The sequence below is a fragment of the Amycolatopsis sp. MEPSY49 genome, from assembly GCF_051337345.1.
In the GTDB taxonomy this organism is placed as follows: domain Bacteria; phylum Actinomycetota; class Actinomycetes; order Mycobacteriales; family Pseudonocardiaceae; genus Amycolatopsis.
On record NZ_JBDLYJ010000018.1, the window covers coordinates 1 to 12894 of the forward strand.

Genomic DNA, 12894 nt, shown 5'->3' on the forward strand with positions numbered 1-12894 from the left:
GGCCCGGGATGAGCACTATCAGACCAGGTCAACCCATCCTGACCAGCACAAACCACGATGAAACAACCCCAATGTGGCCTTGGTTGCGTCTGACGCACCGAAGGCCGCCTTGGGTGCGTCTCACGCACCGAAGGCCACATTGGGGCGCTACCCGCCGGGTCATTCCACACCCACCGGGTCGCAGTCGATGCCGTATGCCCTCGGCTGGAGCACCGGCAACCGGCGCGGGTCGGTCCAGAACTCCGCCGCCGCCAAGCGGACCACGTCCACCTCCACCCCCGCGCGGATCGCGTCACACGAGACCGGGACCCCCGTCCGGTGGTCCAGCACCGAGAGCACGTCCGGCGTCGACGCCACCGGTGCCCCGTCGCGCAGGGCCAGCAGGTACTCGTTCTCCATCTCCAGCCGGACCAGCGCGCCGTCGCGGTGGTCGGCCAGCGTGACGCTCCCGCGGCCGAACCCCGGGCTGCCGTGCCGGCCGGGACCGGGGTGCCGAGCCACCTCCAGCACCCGGCCGCGCGCCAGCACCGAGCCCGCCAACGCCGACTCCAACACCGCACGCGGTGGGCTCTCCCCCGCCGCGAGCACCCGGCGGCCCAGCTCCAGCGCGCCGCTCGTCGTCCCCGTCACCGAACACGACGCCAGCTCGCCCGCCGGGATCGGGGCCAGCGCGAACGCCGCCCACCCGCCCGAGCTGGCCAGGAACGCCCGCGTGCCCCGCTCGATCACCACGTCGGACCCGGCCGCCAGCACCACGACCTGCCCGCCGGGCTCGGCCAGCGCCGCCGGCGCCACCCCGCGGCCGGTCGCGGCCACCGAAAACTGGTCGAGCCGGGGCAGCCCCCGCCCGGAAAGATCCGCGTCGACGTACCCCAGCCCGAGCTGGTCGGCCACGACCAGCGGCAGCAGCCCGTTGAGCCCGCCGATCTCGATGGACATCAGCGCGTCGGCGCGCTCGCCCGTCCACCGCTCGATCGCCGCCACCGCGGACGCGAACTCGTCGCCGCCCGGCAGCTTCTCGGTGAACGCCGCCGTCGCGCCGACCACCCCGATCGGCACCACCCGCGCCGAAGGCGCCAGTTCGGCGACCGGCGAAACGACGAGCGAGCGGCCTTCGGAGAGCAACCGGCGCAGCAGCACGGCGGCGGTGACGGTGTCCCCGCCACCGCCGGACCCGAGCAGGGCCACCCCGCGTTCGAGGGCGGCCACGTCACCGGCGGCGATGCGCATGGCTGACCACAGTAGACGAACTCACCGCAGGGCGTAGCCACCGTCGGGGTAGAGCGTCGACCCGGTGGTGTACGTGCTGCCGAACAGGTACAGCACCGCATCGGCCACTTCGGACTCCTTGCCGACGCGGTGCAGCAGCGTGTCCGCGCGGTACTGCGCGAAGCTCGCTTCCCTGATGTCCGCGGGCCGCCCGGCCCAGAGGTTGCCGTCGATCGTGCCCGGCGCGACGACGTTCACCCGGATCGGGGCCAGCTCGACCGCCAGCCCGCGCCCGAGCCCTTCGACCGCCGCGTTGCAGGCGACGTACGCCGGCGCCGCGCCTGGCGGCCGCACGCTCGCCGCCCCGGACATCAGCACGATCGACGCGTCCGGGGCCAACCGCGGCACCGCGTGCTTGACGGCGTGGTACTGGCCCCAGAACTTCGTCACGAACGGGCTCGCCGCGTCCTCGTCGCTCAGCTCCCGCAGCGGCCCGACCGTGTAGGACGCGCCGGGCGTGAACAGGCAGTCGACGCGGTCGAGCGCGCCGAAGAACGCGGCCAGGGAGTCCTGGTCGGTGCTGTCGACGACCTGCCAGGTCGCGCCCACCTCCTTGGCCGCCGTCGACAGCTTCTCCGGCGTCCGCCCGCCCAGGTGCACCGACGCGCCCGCCGCCGAAGAACGCCGGGCCACTTCGAGACCGATGCCCGAGCCGCCGCCGACGATCACCACCTGCTTCCCGGTCAAGCTCATCCGATCTCCTCGACGGGCACGAAAGGGTGCGGCAGCCCGAACGCCCCCGGGCCGAACGTGTCCAGCGCCTCCGGTGTCCGCATCAACGGCGGCGTCGAGATGCCGACGACGGTGACGCGCTGGCCGTACCGCAGCGTCTCGGTGGTGATCGGCTCGGCCGTCGACGACTCCAGCACGCAGATCAGGTCGGGCACGAGGCAGCGCACGGAACCGTCCACAGTGGCCAGCAGGTTCTCGTTCTGGAACAGGATCTCCAGCTTGCTCGCACCGTCGAAGGACACCGCCGCGGCGCGCCCGCGCGCGAAGCCCGCCTCGGTCCGGCGCTCCACATCGGACACCTTGCCGCGGAAGAGCACCCGCAGGTGCTGGTACGGCGTCGAGCGCAACGCCGAAGCCAGCCGGTCGACCGGATCTTCGTTGGCCGCCCGCGCTTCCCGGATCGTGCGGCCCACGGTCAACGCCAGCGAAAGCGTTTGCGGTACCGCCGTCCGCTTCACGTCGGCGCCGCTCATCGCGTACTCGGCGATGTGCGCGACGCCGCCCAGCCGGATGGTGACGCCGCGGGCCAGCCACTCCATCCGCTTGTTGTCCGCGCCGGTGTCGATGACCGTCGTCTCGCCGCGTTCGCCGCCGATGGCCATCGGCGACCCGGTGACGCCGTAGACGCCGAACGTCTCCATCTGCAACTCGGGGAACGCCCGGCCCATCCCGTCGGCGTCGACCACCGGCAGCCCGAGCCGGGCGCCGACGATCAGCGGGATCATCGAGTTGATGCCGCCGCACTCGATCGGCATGGTCGCGTCCGCGGACCGGCCGAGGTGCTGCTCCAGCGTCCGCAGCGCCAGCACGGGCTCGGCGCCGTTGGGCAGCTTCTCGTGCACGACGGTGGGCGCGCCCATCTGCGCTGTCGGGATGACCAGGGCGTCGTCGTCCACTTCGGACGGGTCGAGGATGGTGATCGGCCCGTGCTCGCGGATCGCCTCGCGCACGAGCAGCCGCCCGACGTACGGGTCGCCCCCGCCGCCGGTGCCGAGCACGGCGGCGCCGCGGGCGAGGTCGGGCAGGTCGGCTTCGGTCAGGGTCCAGCTCACCCGGCGACTCCGATCGGGTCGATGTCGTAGCCGAAGTACCGCGGCCCGGCCAGCGCGATGCCTTCGGGTGTGTGCCAGCGCGGGTCGGCGGGCGCGGCGATCACCGTGACGCGCTGGCCGTATCGCAGGCCCTCGGTCGTCACGGCCTCGCCGGACTCGCGTTCCAGCGTGCAGATCAGGTCGGGCACCGACGCCTCGACGACGCCGTCGCGCTCGGCCACCAGGTGCTCGTTCTGGAACCGCAGCACCAGTTCCGCGCCGGTGTCGTCGTCCATTCCGGACAGCCGGGCCTCGCCGCGGGCGAACCCGGTGACCGTCCGGCGGGCGACGTCGACGACCTTGCCGCTGAACAGCCGCCGCCCGCCCAGGCGCGAGACGACCCGCGCGACGGGGTCCTCGTGCGCGGCGCGCGCGGAACGGACCAGCGCACCCAGCTCGGCGCACAGGCTGAGGGTGCCGGGCACCAGCGACTCCCGGGCCTGGGCCCCGGACATCGCGTAGTTGCTGATCATCGCCGAGCAGCCCATGTCGATGGTCGCCGACCGGGCCAGGCGCTCCGCCCACCGGTTGTCCACAGTGTCCAGTACCCCGCGGTTGCCCTTCTCGTCCGCAATGGACATCGGTGTCGCGCGGATGCCGTACAAAGTCGGCAAAACCATTTGCAGCTCGGGGAACGCGCGGCCCATGCCGTCGGCGTCGACCAGCGGCAGGCCGAGCTGCGCGGCCGCGACGACCGGGATGAGCGAGTTGACGCCACCGGCTTCGGCGCAGGCGATGTGCGTCAGCTCCTTGCCGAGGTAGCCGGCGAGCGTGCGGGCGGCCAGGCCCACCTGCTCGGCCGACGGGAGCTTCTCGACCATCACCGTCGGCGCGCCCATCATCGCCACGGGCAGCACGACGGCGTCGTCCGGCACGTCGCCCAGCGGCACCAGCGGCACCGCGCCGTGCGAGCGCACCGCGGCGGAAGCCAGCAGCCGCCCGATGTACGGGTCGCCCCCGCCCCCGGTGCCGAGGATGGCCGCACCGCGGGCGATGTCGTCGAGGTCGGTATCCGTGATCTCGCGCATCACGCCCCCAGCTGCAGGTCGCCGACGGCCTTGACGCGGATGCGCGTGGCGTTGCCGGGCAGGTACGGGATGGGTACCTCGTCGAAGTCGACGATGCCGACCGACGCCGGCGACGCCCCGGCGGCCACCGCGCGGTCGACGGCCTCCTGTTTCGCCTCGTCGACGACGGCCTCGCGACGGCCGGGCTCGATCACGTAGACGCGGTCCACTTCACCGCCGATCTGCGCGATGGCCGCGCCGATCGCGTTGGCCACGGCGTAGTTCTCCGGCCGGTGCACCGCACCGCAGCCGGCCAGTTCGTCCGGCAGCAGCACCGAACCACCGCCGACGGCGACCACCGGCAACGGCTCGGCCGAGGTCCGCATCCGTTCGACCACATCGGACACGTCCGCGGCGATCCGGTCGAGCGCCGCGCGCACCAACGAGCGGTCCAAGTGCGATACCAACGACGGATCACCGATCTCCGCGCGCCCGGCGGCGACGGCGATGTCGGTCGCGGTGAGCGTGTCCCCGCCGAAGACCAGCGCCTTCGACGTCAGCTCGTAGCCGACCGAGTCCGGGCCGACGGTGACGTTCCCGCGCACCCGGCTGCCACCGCCGATGCCGATCGACAGCACGTCCGGCATCCGGAAGTTGGTGCGGATGCCCGCGACGCTGACGTCGGTGGTCGCCTCACGCGGAAACCCTTGCCTCAGCACGCCGACGTCCGAAGTCGTGCCGCCGACGTCGACCACCGCGCAGGTGTCCAAACCGGACAGCACGGCGGCGCCGCGCATCGAGTTCGTCGGCCCGGACGCGAAGGTCGCCACCGGGTAGCGGCGGGCGAAGTCGACGTCCATCAGCGTGCCGTCGTTCTGGCTCAGGTACAGCGGCGCGGTGATGCCCGCGCCGGTGACCGACGCGGCCAGCCCGTCGACGATGTGCGCGGCCAGCTCCCGCAGCGCCGCGTTGATCACCGTCGCGTTTTCCCGCTCCAGCAACCCGATCCGGCCGATCTCGTGGGACAGCGAGATCGCGACGTCCGGCAGCTGCGCGCCGATGATCTCGGCCGCGCGGGCCTCGAACTCGGCGTTGACCGGGGAGAAGACCGAGGTGATCGCGACGCTGCGCACCCCGGCCTCCCCCATGTCGTCGGCGGCCTTGCGCAGCTCGCTCTCGTCGAGCTCCGCGATGTGGCGGCCGTCGAACTCGTGTCCACCGTGGACCAGGTAGCTGCGCCCCGACACCGCGTCGACGAGCCGCTGCGGCCAGTCGACCATCGGCGGCAGTGACGCCCCGGCCGGCAGGCTCAGCCGCACGGCCGCGGTCGGCGCGAGCCGGTGGGCCTCGACGAGGGCGTTGATGAAGTGCGTGGTGCCGATCATCACCGCCCGCACCGCCGCCGGGTCGAACGCGCGTTGCCGCTGCAGGCCGTCGATCGCGGCGACGATGCCCGATGTGACGTCCGCGGTCGTGCTGGTCTTGACCGAGGCGAGCACCTGGCGGCCGTCGAGCAGGACAGCGTCGGTGTTGGTGCCGCCGACGTCGATGCCGATGCGCACGAAGATTCTCCTTAAGCAGACTGGACGGCGGGAGCGGCGTCGGCGGTCCGGCTGCTGCCGATCCCGCGCACCAGGCCGAGCTTCCCGGCGACGACGTACAGGACGAAGGCCACGACGAGCGAGTTGATGCTCGGCAGGCCCCACTCGACGAACTCGCCGAACAGCGCGGCGGCGATCCAGACGACGATGGTGGCGGGCACCCACACGGGCGCGTCCTCGGGCACGGTTCCCCGCGCCCGGGCGGCTTCCAGGTCCCCGCGCCACTTCTTCACGACGAAGTACTCGGCGACCATGATCCCGGCGATCGGCGGGAACGCGACCCCGAGCACGGTCAGGAAGTCGGTGAACTTGGCCAGGATCCCGGCGGCGGCGAGCAGGCTGCCCGCGACGCCGAGCACCGCCGTGACCAGGCCGCGGTGGGCCTTGCGCCCGGACACCGTGCCGATGAAGTTCACGACGCCCAGGCCCGACGAGTACAGGTTCCAGTCGTTGATCTTCATCGTGCCGGCGATGACGATGAGCAGGCCGACCCAGCCGACCGACGACGTCACGATGGTGGTGATCCCGGCGCTGCCGACAGCGTGCGCGAGCAGGACGCCGGACAGGCCGATGACGTACTCGCCGAGGGTGATCCCGACGAGCGTCTGCTTGACGACGTCCGAAGTGGACCGGTTGAAGCGGGTCATGTCCGGCGTGATGACGGCACCGACGATGAAGCCGCCCGCCACCAGCGTGGTGCCCTGCAACAGGCTCAGCGCCGGCCCGGGCGGGGCCGAGGAGACGAGCGCGCCGACGTCGTGGCGGGTCAGTTCGGAGATCACCGACCAGCCGACGAGGACCAGGAAGGCCGGCACGGTCAGGTACGCCGTCCAGGCCATGGAGTGGAAGCCGCGCACGACGATCGCGGTGACGAGCAGGCCGAACACGAGCGCCCAGCCCCACTCCGGCAGGCCGCCGATGAGCGAGACGAGGCCCTGTGCGGACACCGCGGACTGGATGCCGAACCAGCCGATCAGGCTGATCCCGATGGCGAGCCCGATGAGCGCCGAGCCGCCGCGGCCGAAGCCGGTCCAGCGGGCGATCATGGACGTCGAGAGGCCCTCGCGGACGCCGATGACGCCGACGAGGATGGTGATGAGCTCCAGGATGACCGAGCCGAGCGTGAACGCCAGGACCGCGTTCCAGAAGCTCATCCCGAAGCCGACGGTGGCTCCGAGCAGGAACTGGGACAGGGCGGACACCTGGCCGAACCGCTGGACGGCGACCGACCACCACGAATACCGGGCGTGGTCCGGCACTCTGGTGAGGGCATAGTCATCGACACCGACTGTTGAGGCCACGCCGACCTCCTATTCCGGTAAGGGGAACGGTTCCCCGCACCGTAAGCAGCAGTCCCGGCGGCGTCACCGTGCGATGTGCACAGCCGGAGCGTCCGCGCTGTGCATTCAGCCCAGCGGGTCGGCTCCGGTCAGCGCGGCACTTTCCGCCCAGAGACGCCCGGCGGCCGCGTCGTCGGCCAGGTTCGCCCACCGCTGTTCCAGGCAAGGCCGGCCGCGCAGCCCGAACACGCGCGGGCCCCACAGCTGGCCGCCGGTGACGTCCGGGCCGAGGACCGCGCGGACGGCGGGCCGCGCGCCGGCGTCCTTGCCCTGCAGGAGGGCACGGACCGGCAGGCCGCGCAGCCATTGGCCGGCGGTGCGGACGTGCACCGGCGGGCGCGACGGCGTCAGCGAGTCGAGTGCGCCGCCGGGGTGGGCGACGACGCTCAGCTGCTTCGATCCGGTTTCGCGCAGCCGCCGGTCGAGTTCGAGCGCGAAGAGCATCTGGGCCAGCTTCGAGCGCTCGTACGCGCGCTTCGGGACGTAGTCGCGTTCGCTCTGGAGGTCGGCGAAGTCGAGCTTCGCGGACTTCGCCGCGAAGCTGCCGGTGGTGACGATCCGCGCGTCCGGCGCCAGCGCCGGCAGCAGCCGGGCGACCAGCGCGAAGTGGCCGAGGTGGTTGGTGCCGAACATCAGCTCGTGGCCCGCCGGCGTCTCGCGGCGCGGCGGGTGGTCGAGCATGACCCCGGCGTTGCAGACGACGGCGTCGAGCGGCCCGGGGTCGACCTTCGCGACCTGGGCCAGGTCGGCGAGGTCGAGCCGGACGTGGTCGACCTTCGCCCCGGAGACTCGCGCGCGGATGGCGGTCTTCGCGACCTCCGCCTTCGCCGGGTCACGGCTGCCGATCACCACCTCCGCGCCCGCCGAGGCCAGCTGTTCGGCGACGAAGTAGCCGATCCCGGCGTTGCCGCCGGTCACCAGCACCCGCATCGGCGTCCCCTCCCCGTGCCAAGCTGTCCGCCATGGACAACGCTACCGGCTACCGGCGGTCGACCGGCTCGGCCCGCGGCGAGGCCCGGCGCCGGGAGCTGCTGGCGAAGATCACCGACGAGGTCGCCGAGAACGGGCTCGTCGACTTCTCGCTGCGGCGGGCGGCGCGGTCGGCCGGGACGACGCACAAGGTGCTGCTCTACCACTTCGACGGCGTCGAAGACCTGCTCCGGCAAGTTGTCTTCGCATTGCGGGAGCGGCGGATCGGCAACGCGCTGACGGCGATCGCCGCGTCGCCCGCCACCTTGACCGACCGCGTCCGGGCCGCGTGGGTGAGCCTCCGGGACGAGGAGACCCAGCTGCGGCGCGTGCTGGACCAGGCGATGGGCCTGGCGATGTACGACCCCGGCCGGTACGCGGCGCTCGGCCACGGCGCGTCGCAGCAGTACCTGCCGACGCTGGTGTCGTTCTGCCCGGCGGGCTGGCCCGAGCAGCGGAAGTTCGAGGTCGCGTCGATGATCCTCGCGACCCTGCGCGGCTTCCTCGTGGACCTGCTGACCAGCCCGGACGGCGCCGGCGCGGCCGCCGGGTTCGAGGCTTTGCTGCGCGCGGTCGAGCGGGAGGAAGCTCTCGACACTTTGTGAACCGCGTGGTTCACTTCTGACATGGAGATCGAACTGGGGGCGGGAACCGTCGAGTACACCGACACGGGCGGGCCGGGCCCGGTGCTCGTCTTCGTCCACGGCCTGCTGATGGACGGCACGTTGTGGGACGACACGGTCGCGTCGCTGGCGGGCCACCGGTGCGTCGTCCCGACACTGCCGCTGGGCGCGCACCGGCACCCGATGCGTCCTGACGCCGACCTTTCGCTGCCGGGGATCGCCGCGTTGCTCACGGAGTTCCTCGAGCGCCTGGACCTGCGCGAGGTGACTCTGGTCGGCGTCGACACCGGCGGGGCGCTGGTGCAGCTGGTAATGGCGGACGGCGATTCGCGGGTGAACCGGGTCGTGCTGGCGTCGTGCGACGCGTTCGACAACTTCCCGCCCGGGCTCACCGGCAAGACGCTGTTCCTGACGGGAAAGCTCTCGCCGGGGCTGTTCGGGCTGTTCATGCAGCAGCTGCGGCTGCGCGCGATCCGCCGGCTCCCGATCGCGTTCGGGTGGCTGACCAAGCGCGGTGACGCCGTTTCCGCGGGCTGGCTCCGGCCGCTGCTGAGCCAGGCGGGCATCCGGCGGGACGCGGTTCGAATGTTGCGGGCTTTCGCCGCTACCCCAAGGATTCTGCGGGAAGTGGCCGACCGGCTCCCGGCGTTCGACCGGCCCGCCCTGGTGATCTGGGCGAGCGAGGACCGCGTGATGCCGCCGGAGCACGGCCGCCGCCTGGCCGCCTTGCTGCCGAAGGGAAAGCTCGTCGAGGTGGCCGACAGCTACACGCTGCTGCCGCTGGACCAGCAGGCGGAGTTCGCCCGCCTGGTCCGGGAGTTCACAGCCGGCTGAGGCCGTGCAGGATGCGTTCCATCAGCTCGAGGCTCGGCCGGTTGCCCGAGCCGCGCCGGGCGGTGTGCACCGCGACCAGCCCGCGGTCGGCCAGGTCCGACAGCAGGACCCGCGCCACCCCCAGCGGGATCCGCCGCCGCGCCGCGACCTCGGCGACCGACTGGGAGGTCCGCAGCAGCGCGCAAATCTCCGTCTCCTCCGTCGTGCTCCCCCGCACGACCGCCCGCCCCCGCTGGGTGATCGACACGAGCGTCTCGATCGGGAGGTCCCGGGTCGGACGCGTGCGGCCATGGGTGCGGAAGTACGGGCGGACCATCCCCGCCCCGCCTTCTTCGAGCACGGACCCCCAGTGCACAGCCAGCTCCTCACGGCGATTAATCCTTGTCGGCGATTATTTGACCTAATGATCGAGTAGGCCGCAATCGACCGAACAGAGCAACGCCGGAAAAACCGCAGGTCAACGCCTCGCAGGTGGAGCAGTACTGCCGCGAAGGACTAGTCGTGTCCCGAGAATCGACGGCGATGTCGCGATTTTTCCGCCGGACAATCGCGCCAGGATCAGACGCCCGGCCCGCGACGGTGAACCCGCCGCCGGTCTCGAAGGCGGGTTCCGGCACGCGGCCGGCCTCCCGGCAGACTCGCGGTGGCCCAGCTGGACGAGGTGGCGCATCGCCGTCACCGCCGCCCCGCGGTCGTCGACCGCGGCCAAGGCAATGGCGAGCGAGCTGCGCGAGCGCCTGAACTCGCGGAGCATCATCCCCTGAGCCGAGGGATCCGGATTCCCCCATCGGCAGTATCGTGGGCGGCATGGGCGAGCCGGAGGCCACGAAGCGGGACCGCGCGCGTATCGCCGACGAACGCGACAGGCGGGCCGACGCCCGCGACCGTCGCGCGGACGAGCGCGAACGGGTGGCGGACGACCGCGAGCGCACAGCCGACCGGCGCGAAACTTCGGCGAACGACCGCGAAGAGCGGATCAAGTACTACGAAGCCCGCTTCGAGACGGCGCTCGGCACCCCGCCCGACTTCGACGCGAACCTCGCCGACCTCGAAAAGCAGTCATTGGAACGCGCCAGTGCCGAGGTGGCGCGCGCGAAGGACCGCTTGACGGCCACGTCGGACCGCACGAGGCGCGAGCAGGCGGAGATAGATCGCGAGGTGGCCCGGTCGGTCCGGGACAACCAGGCCGACGGTTGACGGCTGTCAGAGGCGGATGGGCTTCTTGTTCATGAACTATCCAGGCGGTCGGTGGGCCTGGGGGCGTTCCTGGCCTTACCGCCTCTGACCTGCTCTTTTGTGTCTGTTGGGTCCGGTCGCGTCCGGGCCTGTCTGGACGTCTGACGGCCTGTAGACGGCCTGGCTTTCTGCCGCCGCTGTGTCTGTCTGGCCTGGTGGCAGCCCTCCCCCGTCTTCCTCGTCCCCGCTGCTGTTAGCGCCGGAGGGCCGGTGTCAAGGGTGGGCGCTTGCGTCCATCGCGCAGCGACGCCGTAGGCGCCCTTGATGGCGGTCGGCCGGTGTTAAACGATCGTTGACGAGGCAGCGGTCACCCGATCGTGCCCCCTGTTCGGCGTAACACTGATCGACTCGCCGACGTCTCTGGGCGTATGGGGACGAGTGGATCAACCAGCTCGCGGCGGCGCGCGTACGCGGCCGGCCCTCCGGCGGGCCGCCCGGCGACCGGCGGCCGGAGCGGAGCGGCAGGCCGTCCGTGTCGCATGAGGGCGAGCCCGCCGCACGGGTGGTGACGTGCGCGCCGCCGCTGGCGGCGCACCTTGATCCCATAGAGCCAAGTTCTGCAGCGAACCCGATGCGGAGGACGCTATACCAATGGAAGATCTTCGACGCATATTCGGCGATCAACTACTGTGTTACATGCTTGCATGCGAGCATTCAGATCTCGAATCAACTGAAGCAGGTTGGACAGAAAATCAGTCCCAAGTTTTAGCACAGCTAAACGAAATGTCTACGATGGCAGCCGCGCACGACAGCACAACGGGGCGCCTACTGGTTGGCGAGGCACTCCTCAACAGAAAAGAAGAATTCAACACCTCTCTCGCAAATTCTTACAGAATACACTGCGGCGGATCAGTGCACGAGATCGAAGAATCCGAAGACGGATGCTTCGACATGCTAGCAACCATTGCGCGCGACATTTACCCAGGCTACCTATTACCGCCACGCGAAGATGGATTCGGCTTCGACCCTGCCCCCGTGGCAGCCATTATTCGCCACCCGCTCCATATTGAGTTCTGCCGGGCTGCACTTGCAGACGAGAGCATCTCAAAGATCTTCCCGGAGCAAGATCCCACACAGATTAACGAGCAGAACGTGCACGACATCCTCTCGTTTATACAACTTTCAACAGGAAGCGGGATGACATTCCAACTCGCCTTGCTCGCCGATCGACTAATATTCACAAGTCACCGACGTCAACTTGTCAATCAAACCGAGGGGTTACGCGACTACATAAGGAACATCTCCCAAACGCTGACGGACGCAAGGAACCTTGCCAGCGGCAAGGAAGTCAACGTCCCCGCAGTTGTAGGACTTGCCGACATCGTCATGCCCGAGATCAACAGCCTTACCCTGGGTCAAAGTACACTGAGAAGCTTCGACAGTACATACTCGAAGTTCGTCCCAGCAAACTCGACCGTGACAACTGTCGTCACCACTTCACTTCCCCTGAAGATCGTATCCGCAACCAAGTGGGAGACTGGATCCGAAATCCACGGGAAACCCCATCAGGAAATGCAAAAGCAAAACGAACACTGGCAGAAGCGCGTCCGAGATTCGGTTAATCTCATCAGATTCTCTTTGCTTTGCGCTTCAGACATACCTATTTACCTTGCATCACGCCAGGAGTCCTTGAGCATCCTCGACCCGTTCGGCGCAACACCAACACTATTTGATACCTCAAGGCAATTTAGTAGCCCATCGAATACTCTGCGCACCGACCAGGCAGAGAAGGTGGCAAGTTGGCACGAGACACTCTCGAACGGACTGGGCACTCTTAGCATCTCCGTCAGAAAGCTCTTGTCGGCATTATCCGAGAGACTAGACCCAGTCGATAGCCTAATTGACTCCGTCATGACATGGGAGAACATGTTCAGTGGTACCCCAGAAACCGGCGTTCGGGTTTGCGCTTCTCTGGCCAATCTACTAGAACCGTCTTCAACAGAGGAACGAACAAAGCTCTTCAAGGAACTTAAATCAATCTACGACCTCAGAAGTCGACTTGTTCACGGCGCCGACAACGATCCCTCATTCGACGACGTGATAGCTTCACGCGATAAAGCAATCTCGACAGCATTGCTGGCAATAAGGAAAGTTTTCGAGATCGAAGGCTTCCATCTCAAGAAATCCTCCGAGCGCAGCAATAAACTAATACTGTGGGCAGTCTAGAGAGAACCCAAGCTCCGGCTGGGCTG

General features: G+C 69.5%; 12 protein-coding genes. 4 read left to right on the forward strand and 8 right to left on the reverse strand.

The features are described 5' to 3' along the window. Window positions 1–159: 159 nt before the first annotated feature. The 7 genes from ABFJ78_RS44595 to ABFJ78_RS44625 form a co-directional block, all read right to left on the reverse strand. Entirely contained in the window at window positions 160–1230 is a 1071-nt protein-coding gene (locus tag ABFJ78_RS44595) for a DUF917 domain-containing protein (RefSeq protein ID WP_436393498.1), read from the reverse strand. A gap of 21 nt (window positions 1231–1251) precedes the next feature. Continuing rightward, window positions 1252–1962 (reverse strand): SDR family oxidoreductase, encoded by a 711-nt coding sequence (locus ABFJ78_RS44600; RefSeq protein ID WP_436393499.1) that lies wholly within the window; start codon window positions 1960–1962, stop codon window positions 1252–1254. After that, window positions 1959–3053, reverse strand: a complete 1095-nt coding sequence (locus ABFJ78_RS44605; RefSeq protein ID WP_436393500.1) for a DUF917 domain-containing protein — start codon at window positions 3051–3053, stop codon at window positions 1959–1961. Before ABFJ78_RS44605 ends, ABFJ78_RS44600 begins: the two co-directional genes overlap by 4 nt. Then, complete coding sequence (locus ABFJ78_RS44610; protein WP_436393501.1) at window positions 3050–4120, reverse strand: DUF917 domain-containing protein; 1071 nt, start codon at window positions 4118–4120, stop codon at window positions 3050–3052. The genes ABFJ78_RS44605 and ABFJ78_RS44610 overlap by 4 nt, the downstream gene beginning before the upstream one ends. Next, window positions 4120–5661, reverse strand: coding sequence for a hydantoinase/oxoprolinase N-terminal domain-containing protein (locus ABFJ78_RS44615; RefSeq protein ID WP_436393502.1), 1542 nt, complete (start codon window positions 5659–5661; stop codon window positions 4120–4122). The genes ABFJ78_RS44610 and ABFJ78_RS44615 overlap by 1 nt, the downstream gene beginning before the upstream one ends. A gap of 11 nt (window positions 5662–5672) precedes the next feature. Then, a complete protein-coding gene (locus tag ABFJ78_RS44620; RefSeq protein WP_436393503.1) occupies window positions 5673–7001 on the reverse strand; it encodes a purine-cytosine permease family protein in 1329 nt (442 codons plus the stop codon). A gap of 105 nt (window positions 7002–7106) precedes the next feature. After that, window positions 7107–7970 (reverse strand): SDR family NAD(P)-dependent oxidoreductase, encoded by an 864-nt coding sequence (locus ABFJ78_RS44625; RefSeq protein WP_436393504.1) that lies wholly within the window; start codon window positions 7968–7970, stop codon window positions 7107–7109. A 32-nt stretch (window positions 7971–8002) separates the two neighbouring features. Here ABFJ78_RS44625 and ABFJ78_RS44630 point away from each other — a divergent pair, with 32 nt between their 5' ends. Further along, window positions 8003–8614 carry a TetR/AcrR family transcriptional regulator gene (locus tag ABFJ78_RS44630; RefSeq protein ID WP_436393505.1) on the forward strand — a complete coding sequence of 204 codons (612 nt, stop codon included), beginning with the start codon at window positions 8003–8005 and terminating at the stop codon, window positions 8612–8614. Between the two features lie 21 nt (window positions 8615–8635). Next, the gene (locus ABFJ78_RS44635; protein WP_436393506.1) at window positions 8636–9466 is read left to right on the forward strand and encodes an alpha/beta fold hydrolase; all 831 of its coding nucleotides are present in this window, start codon (window positions 8636–8638) and stop codon (window positions 9464–9466) included. Here the strand turns inward: ABFJ78_RS44635 and ABFJ78_RS44640 are convergent. Continuing rightward, window positions 9453–9821 carry a DUF742 domain-containing protein gene (locus ABFJ78_RS44640; RefSeq protein ID WP_364467177.1) on the reverse strand — a complete coding sequence of 123 codons (369 nt, stop codon included), beginning with the start codon at window positions 9819–9821 and terminating at the stop codon, window positions 9453–9455. The two genes, ABFJ78_RS44635 and ABFJ78_RS44640, sit on opposite strands and share 14 nt — an antisense overlap. 452 nt (window positions 9822–10273) lie before the next feature. On the opposite strand from ABFJ78_RS44640, the gene ABFJ78_RS44645 reads away from it, so the two are divergent. Together ABFJ78_RS44645 and ABFJ78_RS44650 are read left to right on the forward strand one after the other, a co-directional pair. Further along, window positions 10274–10663: a hypothetical protein gene (locus tag ABFJ78_RS44645; protein WP_436393507.1), complete on the forward strand. Its 390-nt coding sequence runs from the start codon at window positions 10274–10276 to the stop codon at window positions 10661–10663. 771 nt (window positions 10664–11434) lie between these two features. Continuing rightward, complete coding sequence (locus ABFJ78_RS44650) at window positions 11435–12868, forward strand: hypothetical protein (RefSeq protein ID WP_436393508.1); 1434 nt, start codon at window positions 11435–11437, stop codon at window positions 12866–12868. Window positions 12869–12894 lie beyond the last annotated feature (26 nt).